Consider the following 23243-nt stretch of genomic DNA (forward strand, 5'->3'; position numbering starts at 1 on the left):
TGTTCAGAAGGGATACGACGATGCGCGAGCACAACGAGACCAAGGAAACGGCGCGGCGGGACATCCTGGTCCTCGGCGCCGGATACGCGGGCATGTCGGCGGCGGTGAACCTGGGTGCCCGGGTGAAGCGGCGCGACGATGTGCGGGTGACCGTGATCAACGCGGACGAGCGTTTCGTGGAGCGGTTGCGACTGCATCAGGTGGCGACCGGGCAGCGGCTGGCCGAGTTCGACATCCCGGAACTGCTCGACGGCATCGGCGTCGGGTTCGTCCGGGGCCGGGTGGCGGCGATCGACCCCGACGCGAAGACGGTTCGCCTCGATGACCAGCGACTGCTGCGCTATGACAGCCTGGTCTACGCCCTGGGCGGCCTCGCCGACACCGGCCGGGTGCCCGGCGCCGACGAGCACGCCTTCACCCTCGACGGTGCCGCGGACGCCGCGGCCCTCGCCGCGCGCCTGGACCGGCTCGAGGCCGGGACCGTCGTGGTCGGCGGCGCCGGGCTCACCGGTATCGAGGCGGCCGCCGAAATCGCCGAACAGTATCCGCGGCTGCGGGTAATGCTGCTGGGACGTGACGAACCCGGCGCCGCCATGGCCGATAAGCCGCGCGCCTACCTGCGGGCGACGCTGGACCGGCTCGGTGTCGAGGTGCGCAGCGACGCCGAGGTGGTGAAGGTGCTCGCCGATTCGGTGGAGTTGGCCGACGGCGAGAGCATCGCCGCCGACGCGGTGCTCCTGACCAGCGGTGTCCGGGCCAACCCGGTGGCGGCCGCGGCAGGGTGTGCCGTGGACGAGCGCGGGCGCATCGTCACCGATGCCACCCTGCGCTCGATCTCGCACCCCGACATCTACGCCGTCGGCGACGCCGCCGCCATCGAACAGGGATATGGCCTCATGCACGGCACCTGCCAGAGCGGCATGCCGACCGGTGTGCACGCCGCGGTCTGCCTGGCCCGCGAGCTGAAAGGCAAGCAGCCCAAGGCGTTCCGCTTCGGCTACTACCACACGCCGGTGAGCCTCGGCCGCAACGACGCCGTCGTGCAGTTCACCAAGCCGGACAGCACGCCGCGCCGCTGGTACCTGACCGGTAAGCGTGCGACCTGGTACAAGGAGACGGTGAGTTCTTCGCCGTGGCCGACCTTCCAGCGCATGACCAAGTTCCCGCGATCGGGTGCGATCTGGCCCAGCGGTGGCCGCTACACCCGCCGCGCAGGTGCGCGATGACAGCGTCCGATGACGCTCAGCAGCTCTTCGACGAACACCGCAACCTGCTGTTCGCCGTCGCCTACCGCATCCTCGGCAGCGCCGCCGACGCCGAGGACGCGGTGCAGGATGCTTGGTTGAAGTGGTCGACGGTGGACCGTTCGCGCGTCACCGACGCCAAGGCCTATCTCGCTCGGATCGTGTCCAACCTGGCCATGGATCGCCTGCGCTCCACCCGCTATCAACGCGAAACCTATGTCGGTCCGTGGCTGCCCGAGCCGATCCTGACCACCGGTGACATCGTCGACGACGTCACCGGTGCGGAATCGGTGTCGATGGCGATGCTGGTGGTGCTGGAAACGCTCAGTCCGATCGAGCGGGCGGTGTTCGTGCTCAAGGAGGTCTTCGATTTCAGCTATGCCGAGATCGCCGAGGCCGTCGACCGCTCCGAGGAGGCGGTGCGCCAGGCCGCGCACCGCGCCCGCGGGCATGTGCAGGCGCGGCGGCCGAGGTTCAGCGCCGACCGCGGCAAGCAGCGCGACGTCACCACCCGGTTCGTCGCGGCCGCGACCGGCGGCGATATCAACACGCTGATGGACCTGCTGGCCCCGGACGTCACGCTGTGGACCGACGGCGGTGGCAAGGTCCGTCAGGCGATGCGTCCCGTGGTGGGCGCCGACCGGGTGGCCAGCTGGTTCGCGGCCATCGGCACCCGCCCCTACCAGGGTGTGGCGCCGGCCGACATGCGGGTCGAGCTGGTCGAGATCAACGGTGCCGCCGGTGTGCTGTTCCGCGGCCCCGACCGGGTGATCGCCACCCTCACCGTCACTCTCGATCCCGAGGGCCGCATCATCGCCATCCACAACGTCGCCAACCCGGACAAGCTGCAGTCGATCGCCGAGGGCGCCGTGCACGACCTCGGCGATCGCTGACCCCCGTTCGGGCTGTGGTTCGGCGCTGGTCAGCCTCCTGCTGTGGCACTCGAGATCGGTGTGCGCGCAGCGGTGTTCGACGGATCGGGGTTCGGCTCCGCGCGCCGGCGAGATCCGGGCATCCACCAGTTCACCGGCCCCATCAGCTGAACCAGCGCCGGTACCAGCAACATGCGTACCAGGGTCGCGTCGATGATCAGCGCGAGGATCATGCCGATCCCGAGGAAGCGCATCGGGGTGAGCGGGGAGAGGGTGAACGCGCCGGTGACGATGATGAGCAGCACGGCCGCCGCGGTGATGACGCGGGCGGTGCGCAGGGTTCCGGTGCGCACCGCTTCGGCGGTGCTCGCGCCCGCGTGATGGGCTTCGACCATCCGCGACAGCAGGAACACCTCGTAGTCGGTGGACAGTCCGAACACCACCGCGATGATCAGCACCACCATGCCCGCGGCGAGCGGCCCCGGTGTCACACCGAGCGCGCCTGCCAGATGTCCGTCGTGGAAGATCCAGGTCAGGATGCCGAAGGTGGCGGCGAGGCTGATGAAGGCCATGACCACCGCCTTGATCGGCAGCACGATCGAGCGGAAGGCGATCCCGAGCAGCAGCAGGGTCGCCAGCACCATGACCGCGATCATCCAGGGCAGGGCGGCGGTGATCGAATCCACGCTGTCCATGGTCGCCGCGGTATCGCCGCCGACCCGCAGGCCGGTGCCCGCGGGCGGTTCGAGCGCCCGCACCGCCTCGACGACGGCGATGGCCTCGTCGCTGCGGTCGGCGCTGTCGAGCATCGCGTGGACGACGACGAAATCCGCTGCGCGCCCGGCCTGGAACACCGGACCCACCCCGGGCACGGCACCGATCTCGCGCATCACCTGCGCGATGGCCGCGTCCTGCGGAGCCGCACCGTCGAGGCCGTGCAGCAGCGCGGTCACCCCGCTGTTGGCGGCCGGGAAACGGTCGGTGAGTTCCTCGACGGTGGTGCGCATGGGATTGTCCGTGGGCAGTGCGCGATGGTCGATATCGCCGAGCCGCGCTCCCAGCAGCGGTGTCGCCAGTACCAGCAGCACCGCCATCACCCCTAGGGCGACCGCACCCGGACGGCGCAGCACCGCATCGACCACGCGGCCCCAGAACCGCTCGGTACGGCCGCGTTCGCGCGAGGCACCGAGCCTGGCCCCGAACAGCGCGAGCATCGCGGGCAGCACGGTCAGTGAGAGTGCCGCCGCCAGCGCGACCGCTGCGATCGCACCGAACCCGAGCGATCTCAGCACCGGCTGCGGGAAGACGAACGTGCCGGCGAAGGCACAGATCAGCAGTGCGGCCGAGAACGCGACGGTGCGCCCGGCCGTCGCGCAGGTCCGTTCGATCGCGGCGGGCAGGTCGCATCCGCCGGCTCTCTCCTCCCGGAATCGGGTGACCAGGAACAGCCCGTAGTCGATCGCCATGCCGAGCCCGATCAGCGACGCGATATTGACCGCGAAGGTGGTGACCTCGGTGAATTCGGTCAAGGCCCGGATGGCCGCCAAGGAGCCGCCCACCGCCAGCGCACCGACCAGCACCGGCATCGACGCAGCCGCCAGCCCGCCGAACACCAACACCAGGATGAGCAGGGTGATCGGGAGAGAAAGGGACTCGGCGACGATCAGATCCCGCTGGGATCGGGTGGTGATCTCATCGGCCAGCGCACTGAAACCGGCCAGCCTGGTGTCGATTCCGGGGACCTGGAGGTCGGCTTCGACGGATGCGAAGGCAGTGATGCGCTGATTATCGTTGCCTGCGAGGAAGACCACCGCGAGTCCCTGGCGGCCGTCGGCCGAGCGCAGGAACTGGGTGCGCGGCGGAGTGCTGTTCCAGTAACTTTCCACCGGCCGCGCCAGCAGGGCGGGGTCGATCCGTTCGATGGCCGCGGTGATCTGCGGCCCGATCGCCTCGAGGCTCTGCCCGTCCGGCGCGGTATAGACGGCGACGACGTCGGCGCTGGTCGGCCCGACCTGCGCCCGGACCAGCGCGTCCACGCGACTGGATTCACTACCCGGATCGGTGAATCCGGCCGCGCCGACCTTCTCCGCCGCGCTCGCGCCGTAGGCCGCGCACAGCAGCATCAGCCCGATCACCACCGCGAGGACGGTGCGCGGCCGGGCGATGACCAATCGCGCCCAGGCCCTCATCGCGCGCTCTCGTCATCGGCGGGTACTCCGGCTTCCAAGCCCGCCACGATGCGGTCGAGCAGCGCATCCAGCCGCTCGGCGATACCGCGTCCATTGCGGGCCGAGACCGTCAGCTCGGATTTCCCGCCCGATTCCATCAACCCGAACAGCAGCGGCATCGCCACGCTGTGCTGCGGCAGGATCAGCACCGACACCGGCCGGAACCCGGGTGTGGCGAGTTCGTCCAGATCGAATCGGCCCATATGCGACACGGTGGCCGAGGCGAGATTGCGGCCGAACCCGGCGCCGAGCCAGTTCAGGGTGCGCAGCAGAGCACGGCCCGCGGGCTGCGGGATCTGCGCCAACCCGCTGTTGTCCATCTGATTCAGCTCGCGCCGTTGCGCCAGACCCGCGCGCTTCATGTCGTTGATCTCGGTCCACGATGTTCCCGCGGTGATGTCGAAGAACAGGGGGAGCGCGAGATTCGCGGTGGAGCGCAGCTGCGGATCGTGACGGCGCAGATCCACCGGCATCATGATCCGCGAGGTCCCCTGGGTCTGCTCGGCCAGGATCGCCGCGATCTTGGCGACTGCGCCGGGTGCGCTCGACGCGATGGTGCGGCGGCGCAACAGATGTCGTGGTTGGCCGGAGACCTGGCGACCATGTCCGACGGCGGCGCGGTATCGCGGCAGCATCAACGTCGGCTTGCCCGGGGCGCCGACGCGCCGCACCAGCTCCTGGTCGGCGACCGGATCGGGCATGGGCCGCGGTTGCTCGCCGCGCAGGGCCGCCAGCACGGCCAACGCCCACGTCACCAGGCCCATGCCGTCCATCACGCCGTGGAAGGCCCGGAAGATCAGGGTCACCGGCTGCGCGGTGAGCAGCAGCACCTCGCAGGTCGATTCGTCGGTGGGCCCGATCGGGCTGTGCACCACCGGATCATCGTCGAGCGAGTCGTAGTCGATCATCCGGTCCCGCACCACCCGCACCGCGGCGGGCACACCGCTGTCGACCCAGTCGCGGCCCCGGCGCACCAACCGCGATCCCGGGCACGCGGCCGAAGCGACCGCGACCGCCTGCCGCAACCGCTCCGGGTCGATCTCGCCCTCACCGGGGAAGACGAGCTGCATGAGGAACGGCGGCGCCAGATCACGCATCGGGAAATACATGCGTTCGGTCGGTGAGATCCGGCGGAACACGGTGCCGGTAGCCATATCTACCTCGCTGATCGGTGGGACGGGTGCGCGGGGCTAGCGCAGCGTCCGGGTGAGTTCGGTGACGCCGCCGTTGGCGGCGAGCCAGGTCAGGAAGGACGCGAGACCGGTGTCCCGGTCGATGATCGGCCGGTAGCCGAGATCCCGGGCCGCGGCAGCGGTGTCGTAGGTGGCCGAGCGGGTGAGCAACGCGACCACATACCGCGACAGCGGTGGCGACCAGCGGGTGGCCACCGGTGGCAGCCGCCAGATCGCCTCGATCACCGCGACGGCGGCGCGCACCACCCGTGGATTCGGGGTGCGGGCCGGCGGGGCGTAGCCGAGGTCGCCGGCGACGGCGGCGAGGAACCCCCACACATCGGTGCGTTCGGCATCGGCGATGAAGTACGCCTTACCGCCCACCGCGGCGCCGTCGACGGTCGCGGCTTTCACGCAGGCGTCGACGATATTGTCCACATGGCACAGCGACGCATACACCGTGCGCCCGAACGACAGATCGGGCAGCGCGCCCTCGGCGGTGCGCCCGAGCAGCCGCACGATGGGGCCGGAGCGGTCGCCCGCACCCCAGATCGCGCGCGGCCGCAGCGCGCAGGTGCGGAATCCGGGTGCGTCGGCGGCCAGCACCGCGCGCTCGGCGGCGGCCTTGGTCTCGGAGTACAGGTTCAGGTACCGGCGCGGATACGGCAGTGATTCGTCCACGTCGAGCTGGTCGCCGCCGTCGCGATCCATCAGCGCGCTCGGGCTCGAGATGAACACGAAACGCGAAGCGCCGTGGTCGCGGGCGGCGTCGAGCAGAACCTCGGTGGCGCGCACGTTCTCGGCCCAGAACTGGCGGCGGGTGCCGCGTTCGTCGACCCGGGCCGCGCTGTGGAACACCACATCGATGCCCTCGGTGGCCCGCCGCAGCGAGGCTTCGTCGGTCAGATCGCCGGTGACCACCCGGACGCCGGCGAGCTCGCCCAGATCACCGAGGCTGCTGGTGCGGCGCACCAGAATCGATACCTCGTGCCCGCCCTCGCGCACCAGTCGCCGCACCAGCGCCCCGCCGAGGAAGCCGGAGGCGCCTGTCACCAGAATCGTCATCGCGTGTCCTCCCGCTGCCCGTGGTCGATCGTGCGCCACCAGGTGAGCCCGAAAATCTGTGTCATCAGCGCTATTTCGCCCGCCGAACGGCCGCTGCCGCGGGCGGCGCGCAGCGCGAACGGAATCTGCGCCGCGTGCACGACGACGCTCAGGAACGCGTCGATCCACCACAGCGCACGCGGTAGCCGATGCGCCGGCGCCCTGCCTGCGGACGCGGCGATGAGCCCGGCGACCAGGTACAACCAGCCGATGACGGGAATCGCGCGCAAGGCGGCCGTTCTCATCGAGCCCCACTTCCGCGTAACTGCTTCGCGGCCCAGACCGCGAGTTTCTCCCGGCCGATCTTGGCGTTGTGCCTGATATCGACCGGGAACGACGGGTGGATCAGGAAGTGGTCCACCGCGGCGGTGAGTTCCGACCGCGCGGCCAGCGCCCGCAGGGCCGTCACCACCGATGCGGTGTCCGCGCCGGCTTCCGGTTCCACACACAGCACCGGGCGTTGCGCACCCGGCTCGCCCACCCCGACCAGGGCGGTCCTGGCGACGCCCGCGACGGTGTTGAAGATCTGCTCCACCTGGACGGTGAACATCGGTCCCGCGGCGGTGACGACGCGCTGAGACTTGCGTCCGCAGAACCAGATCCGGCCCTGCTCGTCGATGGTGGCCAGATCGCCGGTGCGATGCCAGATGCGGGCGCCGTCGTCGATCTTGCCCGCGGTGTTGGCCCGCTCGGGCCAGTAGTACCGGGTGCTGACGTTCGGTCCCGCCACCACGAGCTCACCGATTCCGCGCGTGCCGTTCAGTTCCGGCGCGCGTTTCTCGGCCTCGGTCCAGGTCGGTAAGGGATCGTCGGTGATGGCGACGATCCGCGCCGCGATGCCCTCGGCGGGCCGCCCGATGCAGACGCCCGCCCCGCGCTCTGTCCGCTCGACGAGCCCGTCCAGCAGTTCCCGGGATTCGATGGTGGACATCGGTAGTGCTTCCGTCGACCCGTATCCGGCGTAGACCCTGGCCTCGTCGTGCAGGACCTCGCGCAGCCCCGCGATACACCAGTGCGGTACCGGCGCGCCGCCGGAGAAGACGCTGTCGAGGGTCGGCAACGGCGTCGGCCGCCGCCGCAGTTGGCGAAGCAGCGGGATGAGCACGGCGGGGGAGGCGAACATGGTGCGCACCCCGAACCGGGTGATCGCGTCGACCACATGCGCCGGATCGGTGGACCCGACCTTGCTCGGAATCAGCGGCGGCAGCACACAGCGCGCGCCGAGCAGCAGATCGAGGATGCCGACCAGCGGCAGGGTGATCAAGGAGGTGTCCGGCGCGATGCCACCGCGCGCGGCGTGCACCTGGTCGACCATCGCGGCCAGATTGCCGTGGGTGAGCTCGACGGCCTTGGCCGGGCCGGTGCTGCCGGTGGTGAAGGCGATGAGCAGGACCTCGCCCGGATCCGCCGGTGCCCGGTCCGGTACCGCACCACTCGGCTCGCGACCCCATTCGGCCAGCGTGTCGCCGCCCCAGCACCACCGCCGCCCGACGGTGACGCTGGTGCGTACCCGCCGGAAGCTACGACGGAACAGTATCCGGACCGCATGCGCCTGCGGTATCCCGATGAACGCCTCGGCCTCGACCGCGCGCAGACAGTGCACCATCTTGCGCAGGCCCATCCCGGGATCGATGACCACGGGCACCGCGCCGATCTTCAGTAGCCCGAGCATGATCGCGTACAGCTGCGGGCTCGGCAGCACAAGCACGATCGTGCGGGTGCCCGCGGCGACCCCGGCGGCGGTGAGGCGCTCGGCGATGGTGTCGGACCAGCGATCCAACTCGCGGTAGCTCAGCGTCCGATAGGTGGGCGGCCCGGCCTCGGGCACGTGCGCGGGGAAGATGACCGCATCGCGTTCCGGGTCGGTCTGCGCCACCGCGCGGAAGCGATCGATGGCCTGCCAGTAGGTCGCCGTGCTCACGCCGCCGCTCCGGCGCTCGCCGCGCGATCGGGCAGCCGGTACAGCACCGCGGCCGCCGACGGGCCCGCACCCGCGGCGACGAACAGCACGTGGGTGTGCCGGTCGAGGCCATCGCCTGCGGCCGCCAGGTCGTAGGCGTGGGTGAGGGCCGCGGTATGCGGATCGCCGTCGGCGAGGTCGGGCAGCAGCACCGAATCAGCGGCGATGCCGAGTGATTCGGCGAGCCGCGCGGGGAAGTCCGGGCTCGGCGTGGAAGCGATGAGCGCGGTGCCGGCCAGATCGGCGTGACCGGAGTCGGCCAGTGCGGCCAGCGCCGCCTCCGTCGCCAGTGCCAGCAACCGCTGCTCGACGTCGGGTTCGCGCACCACGGTCATCAGGGTGCGGCCGACCGTGCCCATCGTCGCGGTATCGACGTACGCCTCGATTCCGGGCCCGCCGGCGCCGCTGAGGCTGTGCACGCGGCCGAATCCTTCGGGGCCGCCGGTGGATTCGAGCAGCAGCGCCGCGCCGGAGCTCGCGTACGGGAAGTCCTCGGTGGCGGCGGTGCGGGTCAGCGAGGGATGGGTGTCGCCGGAGACGATCAGCACGTGCGTCGCGCTGCCGGTCTCCAGGATCGCGGTGCCCACCCGAACCGCGTCGAGTACCCCGACCGCGCCGTTCATCAGGTCGAAGGAGAAGGTGCGCGGGTCGTCGACGCCGTACTCGAGCCCGATACCGGCGGCCTTCTGGATCAGCGCGGAGACGGCCGGCTCCACGGTGTTCGAATCGCGGAAGATGCCCGCGTTGATCAGCACCCCGATCTGCTCGGGCCGCACCCCGGCCCGTTCCAGGCAGTGCCGCGCGGCCCGGCCGCTGTTCTCGACGACGCTGCGGGTGTCCTCGGCCCGGCTGACAGCGGTGGCGGTGATACGTACGCCCATGATCACACCTTCAGGGAGGAGATGGTGGTGGACAGGAAACCGGTGACGACCCCCGAGGCCGCCGGAATCATCAGCAGCTTCGACCCGGCCGGAATGTTGTCCTCGCCGAGCTGATCGTGCAGCACGATGAAATGCGATGTGGTGGAGGTATTTCCGTACTTGTGGATGACATTGAGGTCCGGCGGCATCGGGGTGCCGAACTCCCGTTCACCGATCGCGTTCATGTACGGCACGGCGGCGGCGCCGAACTGGTGGTGGATGATGTAGTCGAATTCCTCGTCGGCGAAGCTGCGACCACGCTCGGCCAGGAAGTTGCGCTGGGTGTCGGTCCACAGCAGGAACCGGGACTCGTTGTGCATCTTGCGGTTATCGGTGTACAGGGCCACGCCCTGGGTCTTGTCGCTCGGCATGCCGAGGCACAGGTGCGAGTACTCCGAGGCCGTCATCATCTCGATGTAATGAATCTTGTCGGCATCGTCGACCGCCTGATCGAGCACCAGCGCGCAGCCGGAATCGCCGACGGTGAGCGAGGCGAATTGCAGATCGTATTTCTCCGAGATCTCGTTCACCGCGGTATCGGAAATAGGTGTGATGGCTTCACCGCTCACCACGAGACCATTGCGGACCGCGCCCGACCGAATCATTCTGTCGAGAATGTAGGTACCGGTGAGCATTCCGGCGCAGGCATTCGAGATATCGAATGTGATGGCGTTGGTTGCGCCGAGTGCGCGCCCGATCGCCGAGGCGAACGAGGGCTCCATGTACATCCGGGTCGCGTTCTTGCTGCGCGTGATCGAGGTCGAGATGATGACGTCGAGTTCTGTTGCCGCATAACGTGACCTGGACAAACAGTCGTTCGCGGCGGCCATGGCCAAGGTGAACGAATCCTCCTCGTGGCCAGGGCGGGTGTCGCGGACACGGCGCTCTTTCACGCCGGTGATTCGCTCCAGATCGAATGACGGCGGAATTGCCAACCGGGACAACACCTCATCGGTGGTGACGGTATGTGAAGGCAGATAGGCGCCGATGGATTCGAATCGAGAATGCAGCACGTGGGCTCCTGAAATCGATGACGAATGCGTTCGGGATCGTTCCTGGGTGATCGACGCCGCGGACATTACCCGACGGTAACTAGCGCCGGAATCCGACGAAGTGACGAACGATGCTGCGGCTCAGCGCTTTCTAGTTCCTGTATCGTGCGGTATCACTAATCTGGACACCCCGTGGCTATGACCCGTTGGCGATCGGCCACCCTGCTGACGGGAACGCCGCAGTTCCTCACTGGCCGTTCATCGCGCTCCGGCTAACACGTGGCTATCGTCGCGGAAGGCCGTGCGGTGCCGTCGGATTCGTGCTCCGCTGTGAGTGACTTCACTGCGCGTGCGGGTCCGGGCCTGCGCGGTAAGGCCCGCCGGTCACCGTGGCGCGGCCGGAAATATGCCGGGCAACTCCATCGCGTAGTTCAGATCGTCGGTATTGCCGAGAGTTGCCAGTACGACGCGGATCATGGTGACGCGGGCGGCGGCGACGGTCTCCGAGTCGGGCTCGGACCCGGGCTCGGCGCCGGCCGAAATGCGGTAGACCACGTACTCGCAGACGTGCAGTGCGGCGTCCAGATCCAGCGGTGACGGCACGGGGCGGCCGAGCTCGCTGAACTTCTCCCGCACGGTCGCGCGGATCTCGTCGAGGGCCCGCTCGCGGTAGCCGGATACCGGGGAGGCCGGATCGTGCAGTTCGGCGAACAGTGGGCGCAGCATGGGGCCGTGGCCGCGGGCCCAATCCAGGAACGCGTCGATGAGGCGGATGCCGAGTTCCACGCCTTCGGCGGTGACGGTGAGCGCAGTGCGGATGCCCTCGACCAAGCCCTCGTTGGAGGCGTCGAGCACCAGCAGCAGCGGCTCGGTGGCATTCGCGAAATAGCGGTAGAAGGTGGGCCGGGCGATACCGGCCTGCTCGATGATCTGGGCGACGCTCAATCCGCGCGTGCCGGTCCTGCTGAACACCTCGGCGGTGGCGAGCACGATCCGCGACCGCACCTGCTCGGCCTGCTGCTTGGTCTGCGGCGGCCTGCCGCGCCGTGCGGTGGTCTCAGACATGGCCTGCCATCATCGCGCGGATCAGTTCACGGCTGTGCTGCACATCGGAGAGCTTGACATGGAGCTCGTCACGCATATTAATCTAACACCACTGTTCAAATTAATCCACCGATCCGCAGGAGAAGGCCGCTCATGACGACTGCCCGGCACGCCGACGCCGAAGCGCTGTCCCCGGCTTTGGTGAAACCGCTGCTCGCTCGTGCCGCCGCGGGCGGTGCGCCATCGGTGGAGGTCTTCGCTCCGGCGACCGGCCGCAAGATCGCCGACCTACCGCAGTCCTCGACCGCCGATATCGACGCGGCCTTCGACCGTGCCCGGCAGGCCCAGCGCGAGTGGGCGGCGCGCCCGATCCGGGAGCGGGTCGCGGTGCTGCGCCGCTTCCACGACATCGTGCTGAAGGAACAGGACGCGATCCTCGACATCGTGCAGACCGAGACCGGCAAGTCCCGGGTACACGCCTTCGACGAGGTCGGTGACGTCGCGGTCAACTCCCGTTACTACGCCTCGGTCGCGGAGAAGCTGCTGGCCACCCGCAAGCCGCGCGGTGTGCTGCCGGTGCTGACCAAGGTCGACGTGCGGCATCGGCCCAAGGGCGTCGTCGCGGTCATCTCGCCGTGGAACTACCCGCTGGCGCTGGCCGTCTCGGATGCGCTGCCCGCCCTGGTGGCCGGCAACGCCGTCGTCGGCCGCCCGGACAACCAGACCGCCCTCACCGCCCTGTGGGCCGTCGATGCCGCCGAGCGCGCCGGCCTGCCCGCGGGCCTGTGGCAGATCGTGCTCGGTCGCGGCGCGGTGATCGGCGGTGAGGTGATCGGCCGCGCCGATTACGTCGACTACACCGGTTCCAGCGCCACCGGCCGCACCATCGCCACCCAGGCGGGCGAGCGGCTCATCGGCTACTCCCTCGAGCTCGGCGGCAAGAACCCGCTGCTGGTGCTGGCCGACGCCGACGTCTCGGCCGCCGCCAAGACCGCGGTGCGCGCCTGCTTCGCCTCGGCCGGTCAGCTGTGCGAATCGATGGAACGCATCTATGTCCACGACGCCGTCTACGACCGGTTCGTGCGCGAGTTCGTCGCCAATGTCGAGGCCGTGAAGCTCGGGGCCGATCTCGACTACCGCGCCGATATGGGTTCGCTGACCTTCCAGCGGCAGCTGGACACGGTGCGCGCGCACGTCGAGGACGCGGTCGCCAAGGGTGCGACGGTGCTTGCCGGCGGTAAGCACCGCCCCGATCTCGGCCCGTACTTCTTCGAGCCGACCGTGCTCGCCGGCGTGCGGCCGGGTATGACGGTCTACCGCGAGGAAACCTTCGGCCCGGTGGTGTCGGTGTACCGGGTCGCCAGCGATGACGAGGCCGTCGAACAGGCCAACGACACCGCCTACGGACTCAACGCCAGTGTCTGGACCAGGGACACCGCCCGTGGACGTGAGGTGGCGGCGCGGATCAATGCCGGGTCGGTCAACGTCAACGAAGGCTTCATCGCGGCCTGGGGCAGTGTCGACGCGCCCTCGGGCGGGCTCGGGATCTCCGGCACCGGCCGCCGCCACGGCCCCGAGGGCCTGCTCAAATACATCGACACCCAGACCATCGCGGTGCAGCGGATGCTGCCCGTCGCCCCGCTGCCGGGAATGTCGGAAGAGCTGTGGGCCAAGACCATGACGCTGTACTTCGGCGTCATGAAAACGCTGCGCCAGAAGTGACCGCAGACCACCATCCATCGAACAAGGGACGACAATCATGAAACTGGACACGGTCGCGGGCAAGAAGGTCCTGGTCACCGGTGCCGCCATGGGGCTGGGCAAGCTGTTCGCCGAACGCGCCGTGCGTGAGGGCGCCGCGGCGGTGGTGCTGTGGGATATCAACGAGGCCGCGCTGAAGGACACCGCCGCCGAGCTGACCGCCCTCGGCGGCACCATCCACCACTTCATCGTCGACGTCTCCGCCCCGGACCAGATCAGCGAGGCCGCACAGGCGGTGCGTGACGAGGTCGGCGATATCGACATCCTGGTCAACAACGCCGGAATCGTGCGCGGCAATACCTACTTCTGGGAGACCACCAACCGCGCCGACATCGACAAGACGATGGCGATCAACTCGCTGGCGCCGATGTATGTCACCCTCGAGTTCCTGCCCGCCATGGTGGCCGGCACCGGACAGGCCCGGGTCCTGACCATCGCGTCCTCGGCCGGTCTGGTGTCGAACCCGCGGATGAGCGTCTACGCGGCCTCCAAGTGGGCGGCGCTGGGCTGGTCGGATTCGGTGCGCATCGAACTCGAACAGGCCGGCCACGACCACGTCAAGGTGACCACCGTGTGCCCGACCTACATCGACACCGGCATGTTCGACGGCGCCAAGGGTTTCCTGCTCACCCCGATCCTGAAGCAGGAAGAGGTCGTCGATACCTCCTGGCAGGAGATGAAGAACGGTGGCGCCCTGGTGATCCTGCCGTGGACCTCGCGACTGAACAAGGCACTGTCGGGCCTGCTGCCGATCAAACTGCGCGACCTGTTCCTCGACACGGTGGGTGTGTACCGCTCGATGGAGGAGTTCACCGGGCGCAAGTGATGCGATTCCCCGGTCTGGCTCGAGCGCGCCGCATCGGGGTTCTCGCGCGCCGCGGCGCGGCGTCGACCGGGCAGTTCGCCCGCGTGGGGTCGCGATCGGCAGGTACCTTCCAGCGTGTTGTGTTGTTGTGCTGGGCAATTGCGCGGGTGTAGGGTGCTCGGCATGCAGCGCGCCTTCCGCACCACGACGCCGGACGAGGTCCCGGCGCGCTGACCGTTGTTCTGATCAAAGCCCCGGGCGGATGCCCGGGGCTTTCGCACGTGGTCATCCGCCTCCGAAAGGAAGGAAGACGCACGTGCACGACCATCGGAAACTCGGCCGGGAACTGAGCCTGTTCGATACCGACCCGCTGATCGGGGCCGGACTACCGTACTGGCTGCCCGATGGCGCGATCGTGCGCCACAGCCTCGAGGAATACATCCGCGCCGTTGAACGGAGTGCGGGTTACCAGCATGTGTACTCGCCCGTGCTCGGCAAGCGGGAACTCTACGAAATCTCTGGCCATTGGGCGCACTACCACGACGACATGTACCCGCCGATGGACATCGGTGGTGAGCAGGTGGTGCTGCGCCCCAGTTTGTGCCCGCATCACGCGCTGATGTACCGGTCCCGTTCGCGCAGCTACCGTGACCTGCCCCTGCGCATGGCCGAGCTCGGCGCGATGTACCGGTCGGAACTGTCCGGTGTGGTCAGCGGGCTGACCCGGGTGCGATGCATCCAGCTCAACGACGCACACATCTTTTGCACCCTCGACCAGGTCGCAGACGAGGCCGGTGCCGCGTTGGCGCTGATCGGTTCGGCCTACCGGGCCCTGGGAATCACCGGCGCTCGGTACCGGCTCTCCCTGCCCGGAGCGGGCGGGAAATATGTGGTGGCACCACAGATGTGGCAGCGTGCGAGCAAGATGCTGAGCGAGGTGCTCGATCGGGCGGGTGTGCCTTATGAGGCGGTGGAGGGTGAAGCCGCGTTCTACGGCCCGAAGATCGATATCCAGGTCAGCGACCATGCCGGACGCGAATCGACCCTGTCCACCGTGCAGGTCGATTTCCATCAACCCGAGCAGTTCGATCTGCACTACATCGGCGCCGACGGAGCCGAGCACCGGCCGGTGATGGTGCACCGCAGCATCATCGGCAGCGTCGAGCGTGCGGTCGCGCATCTCATCGAGCGACACGGCGGGGCCTTCCCGGCGTGGTTGGCCCCTGTTCAGGTCGTCGTGCTGCCGGTATCCGAGGGCCAGGAACTCGCGGCCGCGGAGCTCCGGGAGCACTGCCGCGAGGCGGATCTGCGTGTGCGGGTGGTGAATTCGGAGGCAGGGAGCCTGGCGGCGCGGGTGCGCGAAACCCGTTTGGTGCCCTACCAGTTCATCCTCGGCCCGGCCGAAGTCTCCGACGCGAAGGTGGCAATTCGACTGCGCGACGGGCGTCGCTTGCCGGGCTACACCGTAGGCGACGCGATCGCTCGTATTCGAGCGCTGGTCCAGGCCCACGACACTCGTTTGTGGGCGGACTGACGCTCGCCGCCGGTGGCCCCTGGCTGCGCGGGACGCCGGTCGGGGCTGAACACCGGTGGCGAGTCGCATGCTGAGCCATGTGGGGCGGGAGCGGTCCGATCGCCGGGTTCGGGACCGACGATTCGAGGGGAATCGTCGGTTAGCTCTCGGCACGGTGATGTGGCACGGTGGGCGAATGTCCACGGTGCGGCGATTCTGGATCGAATTCGATCTGGGGAGTGAACGACCTGCCTGGCCGCTGAGCCAAGGCGTGGGCGTGACCGGATTCGACGTTCGGGACTGCTTGTCGATGGTGGCGGATCTGCTTCCCGAGGGCGCAGAGCTACCTCCGGTGCGGCACATCACGGTCGATATCTCGCTCGCGGAGAAACTTTCGGTGAACCCTTGCCATCTGGGAGTTTCTGTGTGGCGCGGTGTCTGGTATCCGCCGAGCAACCTCCGGCGCGGGCCGATATGGCGTCCTCGCGGCGTCGGCCGAAACCCCGCTGCGCCCGGCTCCACCCCGGAACGCCTCACCGATTCCCCCGAACGGCCGGGGGCCTGCATGCGCCCCGACCCGCTGCCGGAGTGGTGGGACGAGATACCGCATGTCGATAGCCTACTGTGGCCGGTCGGGCGCATGCCCTACACCTACCTGGGCGATCAGATGTGGCGTTACGCACCAGAATTGCGCCGCGCCATCATCGAGGTGCCGAGCTATGGGGACATGGTGCGCGAAGCGCTCGACTACGTCATTGCCCGACGGCCGATGCCGAGCGATTGGTTCGACCCGGACACGACGGCGTTCCTTGATCACACGCAGTTCGCCGAATATCTGCGCACCTTCCGCGATTACCTGTTCGGGCACCACCCGGATCCGGTCTACCCTCCCGGCAGACGGCGTCCATTCGACGTCGACGCGACACCATCCGATGAAACGCTCGCGGACCGGGGGACCTGAGTTGCGGCGGTTCAGCGAGTACTGACGATGATCGTCGCGTACAAGTCGGGGGAGTGGGCGATCCTCGGGGTGAGTCCGGCATCGGTGGCGATCGCGGTGGCGGTGGATCGTTGTTCTTCGCTGATCTCGACCAGCAGATGGCCGCCGGGAGCGAGCCATTCGGAGGCTTCGGCGGCGACGCGGCGGAAGATGTCGAGTCCGTCCTGTCCGCCGTCGAGCGCGGTGGCGGGTTCGTGATCGCGAGCTTCGGGTGGCATGTGGGCGATCTCGTCCGAGGGCACGTACGGGGTGTTGCACAGCAGGATGTCGATGTGTCCGCGCAGAGCCGGCGGTAGCGCCGCGAACAGATCACCTTCGTGAGCGCGGCCGCCGATCGGCGCGAGGTTCTCCCGCGCGCACGCGACCGCGACCGGGTCGATATCGGCGGCGTCCAGCTCGATGCGCATCTCCGCCAGCTCGGTGACCAGCGCCAGCCCGAGCGCACCCGACCCGCAGCACAGATCGACCACCACGAGTTCGGTCCGGCCCTCGGCGCGCGCCCGGGCCGCCGCCTCGTCCACCAGGAACGCCGTGCGCTGCCGCGGCACGAACACGCCCGCCCGGATCCCGACCCTGATGCCGCGGAATTCGACCCAGCCGAGCAGGTGCTCCAGCGGAACTCCCGAAGCCCGCTGGTCGACCAGCCGGTCGAGCTCGTCCGCGGAGCTGGTCGCGTCCAGCAGGAGCCGCGCCTCGTCCTCGGCGAACACGCACCCGGCCGCGCGCAAACGGCCGACGACGGCGTCGAAGGTCAGATCGTTCACCGGTCCAGTTCTATTCGGCCGGCGATCACCTTGCACGCGAATATCCGCCGCGCAGGGCGGCTATCCGGTGGACAGCGCGACTGTCCGCCGGCGGTCGGGGCGGAATTCAGTGTGCCTGCCGGCCAGGTGATGTGACGGCCTGGAGGGTCTCGGCGGCTCGATGCGTTCCGCCCCTTTTCCAACGCCCTCAGCGGGCGGTGGCCAGCTGGAAGGTGCGGGTGGCGTCGAGGTAGATGCCGCGCTGGGCCTGGCGGTTCGGCGGCGGCAGCTGCGAGACCAGCTGTTCCAGCGACGTCATCGCGCCGACCACATGGGTTCCGGCCACGATGAAGTCGGCGACGGCGCGGCGGATGTGGTTCGGCGAGGTCACCACGACCGCGCTGGTGGCGCCGAGATCACGCAGCATCCGCGAACTGAACAGCGCGTTCTGCACCGTCGACCCGGCCCGGTTCTCCACATGGATACGCGAGGCGGGCAGGCCGCGCCCGACCAGCCAGTGGAACATGGCATCGGCCTCGGCGACCCCGTTCTGCGGGTTGCCGCCGGTCACGATCACCGGCGAGAAGGGCGAGGCGACGGCTTGGATCCAGGCGGCGGTGAGCCGGTTCACCAGCTCGGGCCGCAGCGAGCCGTCGGGCAGCAGGCCGTAGCCGAGCACCACGATGCCGGTCTGCGGGCCGACCAGCGCGGGCAGCGGATTGGGCAGCGTCGCCACCGCCGCCCCGATCGCGTTCACCACTTGATCGGTACCGGCGGCCATTCCCGCGTCGACCGCGCGCAACCGGCCCATCGCATCGGCGAACGCGGGCACATCGCCCGCGTAATGGGACCAGATGGCCTGCAATGACAACGCCTCGGCATCGTTGGGGTCGGCGCCGATGAGCCTGCGCAGATCATCGCGGCCCGCGGCGTCGTTGCCGGCGGTGAAGTGGCGCTGGGCGGAGTTGTAGAGGGCGTCGGTTTCCGGGCTCGCCTGGGCGGGCGCGGCGGCCAGCCCGGCAATGGTCGTCGCGGCGAACATCGCCGCGACCAGGTTCTTCATATGCCTCGAGATCTTCACTACAGTCGACACCTTTCCACGTGTGACACGGGTTTTCGGTACGTCAGCTGGCAGTTAGCCGGTGGCAAACACTCATCACGATACGGCCGGTGAGCCCGCGAGCGCGGGAATTGCGGCCGAAATCCGCCGCCGGTGCCCTCCGATCCGCGCGGCGCCGCCCTCCGGCGCGCAGCCGATCCCGGCTGCCCGGTTATGCTGAGGCCCCGTGGAGACCGTTTCGCTGACCGGCAAGGAACTTGCCGCCGCCATCAATGCCGATACCAAGCAGCGTGCCGCGGCACTCGCCGACAGCGGAGCCGCCGCGAAACTCGCGCTGATCGTCGCCAACGCAGACCCGGCCAGCGCCTGGTATGTCAACTCGCTCCGCAAGGCCGCCGAGCGGCTCGGAATCGCTTGCGACACTGTCGATCTCGGTGCCGAGGCGACCGCGGACGAGATCCGTGCCGAACTGTCGAACCGCAGCGCCGACGCCGCGACCGACGCCATCATGTTGCAGACCCCGCTGCCCTCGGGCGTCACCCTGGACGACGTGAGCTCGGCCATCGCGGCCACCAAAGACGTCGACGGCGTCAGCCCGCTCTCGCTCGGCCTGCTCGCCACGGGCCTGGAAGGTTTCGTGCCCGCCACCTCCGAAGCCGTGGTCGAGCTGCTGAAGCATCATCAGATCCCGCTGTCCGGTCGGCATGTCGCGGTCGTCGGCCGCTCCAACGTCGTCGGCAAACCCCTGGCCCAGCTGCTGCTGGCGGAGAATGCCACCGTCACCGTCTGCCATTCCCGCACCACCGACCTACCCGCGGTGACCTCCGCCGCCGACATCGTCGTCGCCGCCGCCGGCCGCATCGGGCTGGTCACCGGCGAGCACGTGCGTAAGGGTGCCGTCGTGATCGACGTCGGTACCAATGAAGCCGCCGACGGCAGCATCGTGGGCGACGTGGACGCCGACTCCGTGCGCGGGAAAGCCGAAGGACTCAGCCCCGTGCCCGGCGGCGTCGGCCCCGTCACCACCGCCCTGCTGATGCGCCACGTGGTCGTCGCCGCCGAGAAGGCGCGCACCGCCTGACCGACTTCCCGAGTGGCACATGAGGTAGGGCTATTTCGATGTTCGCCGTCCTCATGTGCCATTCGGTGTGCATTCCGGTCCGCTGATAGCGGGAAGCCCCCGCTGCCGCCGGTTGGCGGCCCGCGGGGGCTTTCAAGTGGTCAGGGGCGGGTGAATTCTCCTCTGCGCGCGCGGGTGAGGAAACTGTCCCATGCGGCGGGAGTGAAGGCGAGTGCCGGGCCGCTCGGGTTCTTGGAGTCGCGGACGCCGACCTGCCCACCGTCGAAGTGAGCTACTTCCACACAGTCTTGCGACGGGCTGCTGTAGCTGCTCTTAAACCAGACTCGATCAGCGCTCATGCCGGTGTTCCTCCGCTATCTGAACGATCAAGCTTCGACTAGCCTGCACGTCCAGCGAAGCTTTTCGGATGCTGCTTGCCGTCGACGAGTAAAGTTCGACCTCTGCCGGTCGCTCGAGGTACTGCGCCGAAGCATGTCCCTGAATGTACACAACGGGAGGCTCACTCAGCCACGCCGTTGGAGACGGTGGGAATTCCAGCAGGTTGAAAACCCCTGCCACTAAACCGAGATGGCATTTGGTCAGCGGAAGCAACCGTACCTGCACGTTGGGAAGGTCTGCGACCTTAGCCAGGTGACGCAGTTGCTCGGCCATAACTGCACCGCCGCCGACACGGTGCCGGATGGCTGCTTCGTTCAGCAGGATCTCGACGGCGAAATGGGGATCGGCTAAGCGAGATTGCCTGCGCGTGGCCAGCTCAATTCGACGCTCGACCTCCGCTGGAGGCATGTCCGGATTCGTAACCCAGGTCAACGCACGCCGGTACTCCTCGGTCTGCACGAGGCCCGGGAGCATTGATGGTTGATGTGTGACCAGCCTCGCGGCAGCTGACTCTAAGCCGAGATAGAGGTCGAAGTGTCGCGGCACCGCATCGCCGTACGCGTGCCACCACGATTTCCGGGCCGCGCCTTCCAACAGTTCCAACAGCACGAGCGTCGTGCTCTCCGGCGCGCCGTACAACCTGCACAGCTCCTTGATGTGCAACCGCCCGATCTTCGTCGGCTGCCCGGTCTCCATCCTCCAGATCGTCTGGGTGGAGACCCCGAGCGCCTTCTTCACCACATCGACGCTCACCCCGGACGTCTCGCGTAGGTACCGCAGCTGTTTGCCGATCTGGCGTCGGGCAAAAGTACTGTCCCCTGTCTCCATCGAGTCCCCTTCACGCGGTGTTGATTCCAGATTGGAATGCGAACGTGCACCGGATTGGAATGCGGAACCTTCCGGCCATGGAATCTTGCGAGAAAGTCCGGCGATCGGCCCTGCGAAAGCTTCCGTGACCTGGGCGGTCCCTGTCTACTGGTCCCAGCGCACGACGGCGGGAAAGCCTCGCCGCACATCCGTTGCCGAGCCTGGAGCGCTCGGGCCGCGGATGGTTCTGCCGGGTTCTCCTGCCCCTGAATCCCTGAACCTCGCCGTCGTGCGCCCCACCATCGCATATCAGCAGGGGAGAAGCAATGAAAGCCGTTGTGTATCTGAACAAGTCATGCTGCGCGAAGCGGCGGGCGGGTTTCGAGATGGAGGCGCGGGCCTTCGCGGCCCGGCGCGGGTATTCGGTCGCGCGCACCGTCATCGAATCCGAGTCCGACATCCTGCCGTGGTTGCTGGTGAAGGTGAAGCAGCTCGAGGTGTCGGCCATCGTGACTCCGAGCCTGCACCATCTCGCTCACCGCGCCCAGGACGTCCTCGACCGGTGCGATCTGCTCGTCGTCCACCCCGCCGGCTACCTGCCCCGCGGCACCCGTCTGGCCCTGCGCACCCCAGGCGGTGGTAGGTGACAGGCCCGAACGCCGACCGCGCCTTCCCCGACGATATCCCCGTCAATCATGAAGCCCCGAAACCCGGCTCCGGCTTCTTCCGCGACGAACTCGAATCCATGCTCACCTACCACACCACCTGCGCCCCCTGCCCCTTCAAAGCCGAGCTGCTACGCCTGCTGGCCACACCGCACCGGCCACGATTTCGCCCGCGTGCCGTCCCGACCGCCGGGCTGACGCCACACCGCGTTATCCGATTCGTAGCGCCGTCAACCGCCAACCATGGCGTCGCGTGTAGGTGATTCGGGCAGCCAGCGCGAGGAGTCTGGGACCCCGGCGATAGCGGGCGCACACCTCGGCATCGGGACCTTCGTCCATCGAAACGGTCACCCGCATCGGCACAGCAGGTCCCAGCTGACGACCAGGTGCCAGATCACCGGCAGCCAGCGTGTGGATGCGGGCGACGACATCGGGACTCGCCACCGCGTCGAGCTGAGTAATCGGCCGGCGCCGGTCGAGGATCTCGAGCGTCGCACGGACCACGTGATCCGCGAATCTCTGTGCGGTGGCGGGTGTTCGGTCAGGAGGCGGGGTCGCGGGGATCGGTCGTCGGGAGCGCGGCGGTCCGACGCGCCGGGTCCCGCACCCCGCAGCCCTGAGGTCCCCTAGCCCTCGCCTCCGAGCTCCCGCTCCGCCCAGCAGCGTCACCGCCCCAGGCGTCGAAACCGTCTCCCGCTCCTGACCTTGCGCCATACACCAACCCCTCGACCTATGGATATCCGATGGAATCGCCGTGTGAGACAACGGCGTAACACGGGCCGATTCTGGTGTTGCAAACCGGCATTGCCACGAGTAGTGCACTACTCGTTCCGTTTGGTGCGTCGACCGGCCGATCCAAGTGATGGCATCGAGCCGGTGCTGGTCGGCACACCGCCCACAGCAGTCGCGTCGTCACCCCGACACACCGATATCCACTGCACACGCCGTGCGCGATATGGCCGCGCGTCGCCCGGCCGATAGCGTCGCCGCATGGTCGGAGCACAGCATGAGGCAATGCACCGGATCTTCGAGAATCAACCCGGTGTCTTCACCCAAACCATCCAGATCCTGGACCTCCCGTTCGGCGAGCCCACCGTGGTTGAACTACTCCCGACCGACGTCACCGAGATCGAACCGCTCGAACGCCGCATCGACACCCTGCTGCGTATCACCACGCGGGAGGAAACCTTCCTGCTGGTGGTCGAAGCCCAGCGCAGCAAGGACCGCGGCAAGCTTGCCTCTTGGCCCTACTACCTCACGTATCTGCACAACAGATATCAGCAGGTCCCGCATCTACTCGTGATCTGCCAGGACGAGACGATCGCCCGCTGGGCCGATAACCCGATCACCGCCGCTACACATGGCCGCACGAGCTTCGCCGCGTTTCCGCTGGTCCTCGGCCCGCACAACGTCCCCATCGTCACCGACCCGGCCGAAGCCGCCGTCAACGTCCCATTGGCCGCGCTCTCCGCCATCACCCATGTGAACGACCCCGACATCGGTGCCATACTGAAAGCGCTGGCCGCAGCGCTGCAGAGCATCGACGACAACGACGCCGAAGTTTTCGCCCTGCTCACCGAAGCCGGCCTCGGAACCACACCAGCCGGAGACACCTGGAGGCACCTGATGACCCTGAGCTCATCGATGATCCGCACTGTCACCACCGAGCGCCTGCGCGATCAAGGTCGCGCGGAGGAGGCGGCCGGCAGCGTCATCCGGGTCCTGGAGCGTCGCGGTCTCCCGGTCACCGACTCGACCCGCGCCCGGATCCGGTCGTGCACGGACCTGGAAACGCTGCACCACTGGCTCGACCTCGCAACGACCGCCGCCACCGCGGAGGAGATCTTCACCTGACGCTCGCCAGGCCCGGCGTTACGCCCTTGCACGTCGGTGG

At 68.4% G+C, this 23243-nt stretch carries 22 protein-coding genes; 9 read left to right on the forward strand and 13 right to left on the reverse strand.

Going from position 1 to position 23243, the window contains the following annotated elements; all coding sequences use genetic code 11:
* The first annotated feature begins 20 nt into the window (after positions 1-20).
* Both AC4HOU_RS28140 and AC4HOU_RS28145 read left to right on the forward strand, forming a co-directional pair.
* A complete protein-coding gene (locus AC4HOU_RS28140) occupies positions 21-1226 on the forward strand; it encodes an NAD(P)/FAD-dependent oxidoreductase (RefSeq protein WP_194991979.1) in 1206 nt (401 codons plus the stop codon).
* Positions 1223-2137, forward strand: coding sequence for an RNA polymerase sigma-70 factor (locus tag AC4HOU_RS28145; RefSeq protein WP_195021655.1), 915 nt, complete (start codon positions 1223-1225; stop codon positions 2135-2137). The genes AC4HOU_RS28140 and AC4HOU_RS28145 overlap by 4 nt, the downstream gene beginning before the upstream one ends.
* 29 nt (positions 2138-2166) lie before the next feature.
* Here the strand turns inward: AC4HOU_RS28145 and AC4HOU_RS28150 are convergent, their stop codons facing one another.
* The 8 genes from AC4HOU_RS28150 to AC4HOU_RS28185 all read right to left on the reverse strand — a co-directional run bounded on the left by AC4HOU_RS28150 (position 2167) and on the right by AC4HOU_RS28185 (position 11557).
* A complete protein-coding gene (locus AC4HOU_RS28150) occupies positions 2167-4305 on the reverse strand; it encodes an MMPL family transporter (protein WP_194991981.1) in 2139 nt (712 codons plus the stop codon).
* The gene (locus tag AC4HOU_RS28155) at positions 4302-5498 is read right to left on the reverse strand and encodes a peptide synthetase (RefSeq protein ID WP_195021656.1); all 1197 of its coding nucleotides are present in this window, start codon (positions 5496-5498) and stop codon (positions 4302-4304) included. The genes AC4HOU_RS28150 and AC4HOU_RS28155 overlap by 4 nt, the downstream gene beginning before the upstream one ends.
* 36 nt (positions 5499-5534) lie before the next feature.
* Positions 5535-6581 (reverse strand): NAD-dependent epimerase/dehydratase family protein, encoded by a 1047-nt coding sequence (locus AC4HOU_RS28160; RefSeq protein WP_195007384.1) that lies wholly within the window; start codon positions 6579-6581, stop codon positions 5535-5537.
* Positions 6578-6865: a hypothetical protein gene (locus AC4HOU_RS28165; RefSeq protein WP_194990807.1), complete on the reverse strand. Its 288-nt coding sequence runs from the start codon at positions 6863-6865 to the stop codon at positions 6578-6580. Before AC4HOU_RS28165 ends, AC4HOU_RS28160 begins: the two co-directional genes overlap by 4 nt.
* A complete protein-coding gene (locus tag AC4HOU_RS28170) occupies positions 6862-8541 on the reverse strand; it encodes a fatty acid CoA ligase family protein (RefSeq protein WP_194990806.1) in 1680 nt (559 codons plus the stop codon). The genes AC4HOU_RS28165 and AC4HOU_RS28170 overlap by 4 nt, the downstream gene beginning before the upstream one ends.
* On the reverse strand, positions 8538-9461 hold the full coding sequence (locus AC4HOU_RS28175; RefSeq protein ID WP_194990805.1) for a beta-ketoacyl-[acyl-carrier-protein] synthase family protein: 924 nt from the start codon (positions 9459-9461) through the stop codon (positions 8538-8540). Before AC4HOU_RS28175 ends, AC4HOU_RS28170 begins: the two co-directional genes overlap by 4 nt.
* 2 nt (positions 9462-9463) lie before the next feature.
* The gene (locus tag AC4HOU_RS28180) at positions 9464-10513 is read right to left on the reverse strand and encodes a 3-oxoacyl-ACP synthase III family protein (RefSeq protein WP_163812807.1); all 1050 of its coding nucleotides are present in this window, start codon (positions 10511-10513) and stop codon (positions 9464-9466) included.
* A gap of 363 nt (positions 10514-10876) precedes the next feature.
* Positions 10877-11557 (reverse strand): TetR/AcrR family transcriptional regulator, encoded by a 681-nt coding sequence (locus AC4HOU_RS28185; protein WP_195021657.1) that lies wholly within the window; start codon positions 11555-11557, stop codon positions 10877-10879.
* Positions 11558-11689: 132 nt separating this feature from the next.
* Here AC4HOU_RS28185 and AC4HOU_RS28190 point away from each other — a divergent pair, with 132 nt between their 5' ends.
* The 4 genes from AC4HOU_RS28190 to AC4HOU_RS28205 all read left to right on the forward strand — a co-directional run bounded on the left by AC4HOU_RS28190 (position 11690) and on the right by AC4HOU_RS28205 (position 16576).
* A complete protein-coding gene (locus AC4HOU_RS28190) occupies positions 11690-13258 on the forward strand; it encodes a succinic semialdehyde dehydrogenase (protein WP_195021658.1) in 1569 nt (522 codons plus the stop codon).
* A gap of 37 nt (positions 13259-13295) precedes the next feature.
* The gene (locus tag AC4HOU_RS28195) at positions 13296-14123 is read left to right on the forward strand and encodes an SDR family oxidoreductase (protein ID WP_194990804.1); all 828 of its coding nucleotides are present in this window, start codon (positions 13296-13298) and stop codon (positions 14121-14123) included.
* A gap of 295 nt (positions 14124-14418) precedes the next feature.
* A complete protein-coding gene (thrS, locus tag AC4HOU_RS28200; RefSeq protein ID WP_194990803.1) occupies positions 14419-15636 on the forward strand; it encodes a threonine--tRNA ligase in 1218 nt (405 codons plus the stop codon).
* A gap of 175 nt (positions 15637-15811) precedes the next feature.
* A complete protein-coding gene (locus AC4HOU_RS28205; protein ID WP_490725585.1) occupies positions 15812-16576 on the forward strand; it encodes a hypothetical protein in 765 nt (254 codons plus the stop codon).
* Positions 16577-16587: 11 nt separating this feature from the next.
* On the opposite strand, the gene AC4HOU_RS28210 is transcribed toward AC4HOU_RS28205, so the two are convergent.
* Positions 16588-17379 carry a putative protein N(5)-glutamine methyltransferase gene (locus tag AC4HOU_RS28210; RefSeq protein ID WP_194990801.1) on the reverse strand — a complete coding sequence of 264 codons (792 nt, stop codon included), beginning with the start codon at positions 17377-17379 and terminating at the stop codon, positions 16588-16590.
* A gap of 187 nt (positions 17380-17566) precedes the next feature.
* Entirely contained in the window at positions 17567-18421 is an 855-nt protein-coding gene (locus AC4HOU_RS28215) for a YdcF family protein (protein ID WP_194990809.1), read from the reverse strand.
* A gap of 223 nt (positions 18422-18644) precedes the next feature.
* Between AC4HOU_RS28215 and AC4HOU_RS28220 the strand changes: the two genes are divergently transcribed.
* The gene (locus AC4HOU_RS28220; RefSeq protein WP_195021660.1) at positions 18645-19499 is read left to right on the forward strand and encodes a bifunctional 5,10-methylenetetrahydrofolate dehydrogenase/5,10-methenyltetrahydrofolate cyclohydrolase; all 855 of its coding nucleotides are present in this window, start codon (positions 18645-18647) and stop codon (positions 19497-19499) included.
* 140 nt (positions 19500-19639) lie between these two features.
* On the opposite strand, the gene AC4HOU_RS28225 is transcribed toward AC4HOU_RS28220, so the two are convergent.
* Both AC4HOU_RS28225 and AC4HOU_RS28230 read right to left on the reverse strand, forming a co-directional pair.
* Complete coding sequence (locus AC4HOU_RS28225) at positions 19640-19837, reverse strand: DUF397 domain-containing protein (RefSeq protein ID WP_195021661.1); 198 nt, start codon at positions 19835-19837, stop codon at positions 19640-19642.
* On the reverse strand, positions 19827-20705 hold the full coding sequence (locus AC4HOU_RS28230) for a helix-turn-helix domain-containing protein (protein ID WP_195021662.1): 879 nt from the start codon (positions 20703-20705) through the stop codon (positions 19827-19829). Before AC4HOU_RS28230 ends, AC4HOU_RS28225 begins: the two co-directional genes overlap by 11 nt.
* 305 nt (positions 20706-21010) lie before the next feature.
* Between AC4HOU_RS28230 and AC4HOU_RS28235 the strand changes: the two genes are divergently transcribed.
* Positions 21011-21331, forward strand: a complete 321-nt coding sequence (locus AC4HOU_RS28235) for a hypothetical protein (protein WP_163812826.1) — start codon at positions 21011-21013, stop codon at positions 21329-21331.
* Between the two features lie 228 nt (positions 21332-21559).
* Here AC4HOU_RS28235 and AC4HOU_RS28240 read toward each other — a convergent pair whose 3' ends face one another.
* Positions 21560-22063 (reverse strand): Rv3235 family protein, encoded by a 504-nt coding sequence (locus AC4HOU_RS28240; RefSeq protein ID WP_228816218.1) that lies wholly within the window; start codon positions 22061-22063, stop codon positions 21560-21562.
* Positions 22064-22339: 276 nt separating this feature from the next.
* Between AC4HOU_RS28240 and AC4HOU_RS28245 the strand changes: the two genes are divergently transcribed.
* Positions 22340-23203 (forward strand): hypothetical protein, encoded by an 864-nt coding sequence (locus tag AC4HOU_RS28245; RefSeq protein WP_163812830.1) that lies wholly within the window; start codon positions 22340-22342, stop codon positions 23201-23203.
* Positions 23204-23243: the final 40 nt, after the last annotated feature.

It is taken from the genome of Nocardia sp. JCM 38205, from assembly GCF_058222935.1.

Excerpts from the sequence above, each read along its gene's own strand:
- AC4HOU_RS28140 (WP_194991979.1), top strand. The coding sequence starts at position 21 with ATGCGCGAGCACAACGAGACCAAGGAAACGGCGCGGCGGGACATCCTG.
- AC4HOU_RS28145 (WP_195021655.1), top strand. The coding sequence starts at position 1,223 with ATGACAGCGTCCGATGACGCTCAGCAGCTCTTCGACGAACACCGCAAC.
- AC4HOU_RS28150 (WP_194991981.1), bottom strand. The coding sequence starts at position 4,305 with ATGAGGGCCTGGGCGCGATTGGTCATCGCCCGGCCGCGCACCGTCCTC.
- AC4HOU_RS28155 (WP_195021656.1), bottom strand. The coding sequence starts at position 5,498 with ATGGCTACCGGCACCGTGTTCCGCCGGATCTCACCGACCGAACGCATG.
- AC4HOU_RS28160 (WP_195007384.1), bottom strand. The coding sequence starts at position 6,581 with ATGACGATTCTGGTGACAGGCGCCTCCGGCTTCCTCGGCGGGGCGCTG.
- AC4HOU_RS28165 (WP_194990807.1), bottom strand. The coding sequence starts at position 6,865 with ATGAGAACGGCCGCCTTGCGCGCGATTCCCGTCATCGGCTGGTTGTAC.
- AC4HOU_RS28175 (WP_194990805.1), bottom strand. The coding sequence starts at position 9,461 with ATGGGCGTACGTATCACCGCCACCGCTGTCAGCCGGGCCGAGGACACC.
- AC4HOU_RS28185 (WP_195021657.1), bottom strand. The coding sequence starts at position 11,557 with ATGTCTGAGACCACCGCACGGCGCGGCAGGCCGCCGCAGACCAAGCAG.
- AC4HOU_RS28190 (WP_195021658.1), top strand. The coding sequence starts at position 11,690 with ATGACGACTGCCCGGCACGCCGACGCCGAAGCGCTGTCCCCGGCTTTG.
- AC4HOU_RS28195 (WP_194990804.1), top strand. The coding sequence starts at position 13,296 with ATGAAACTGGACACGGTCGCGGGCAAGAAGGTCCTGGTCACCGGTGCC.
- AC4HOU_RS28205 (WP_490725585.1), top strand. The coding sequence starts at position 15,812 with ATGTCCACGGTGCGGCGATTCTGGATCGAATTCGATCTGGGGAGTGAA.
- AC4HOU_RS28215 (WP_194990809.1), bottom strand. The coding sequence starts at position 18,421 with ATGAAGAACCTGGTCGCGGCGATGTTCGCCGCGACGACCATTGCCGGG.
- AC4HOU_RS28225 (WP_195021661.1), bottom strand. The coding sequence starts at position 19,837 with ATGAGCGCTGATCGAGTCTGGTTTAAGAGCAGCTACAGCAGCCCGTCG.
- AC4HOU_RS28230 (WP_195021662.1), bottom strand. The coding sequence starts at position 20,705 with ATGGAGACAGGGGACAGTACTTTTGCCCGACGCCAGATCGGCAAACAG.
- AC4HOU_RS28235 (WP_163812826.1), top strand. The coding sequence starts at position 21,011 with ATGAAAGCCGTTGTGTATCTGAACAAGTCATGCTGCGCGAAGCGGCGG.
- AC4HOU_RS28240 (WP_228816218.1), bottom strand. The coding sequence starts at position 22,063 with ATGGCGCAAGGTCAGGAGCGGGAGACGGTTTCGACGCCTGGGGCGGTG.
- AC4HOU_RS28245 (WP_163812830.1), top strand. The coding sequence starts at position 22,340 with ATGGTCGGAGCACAGCATGAGGCAATGCACCGGATCTTCGAGAATCAA.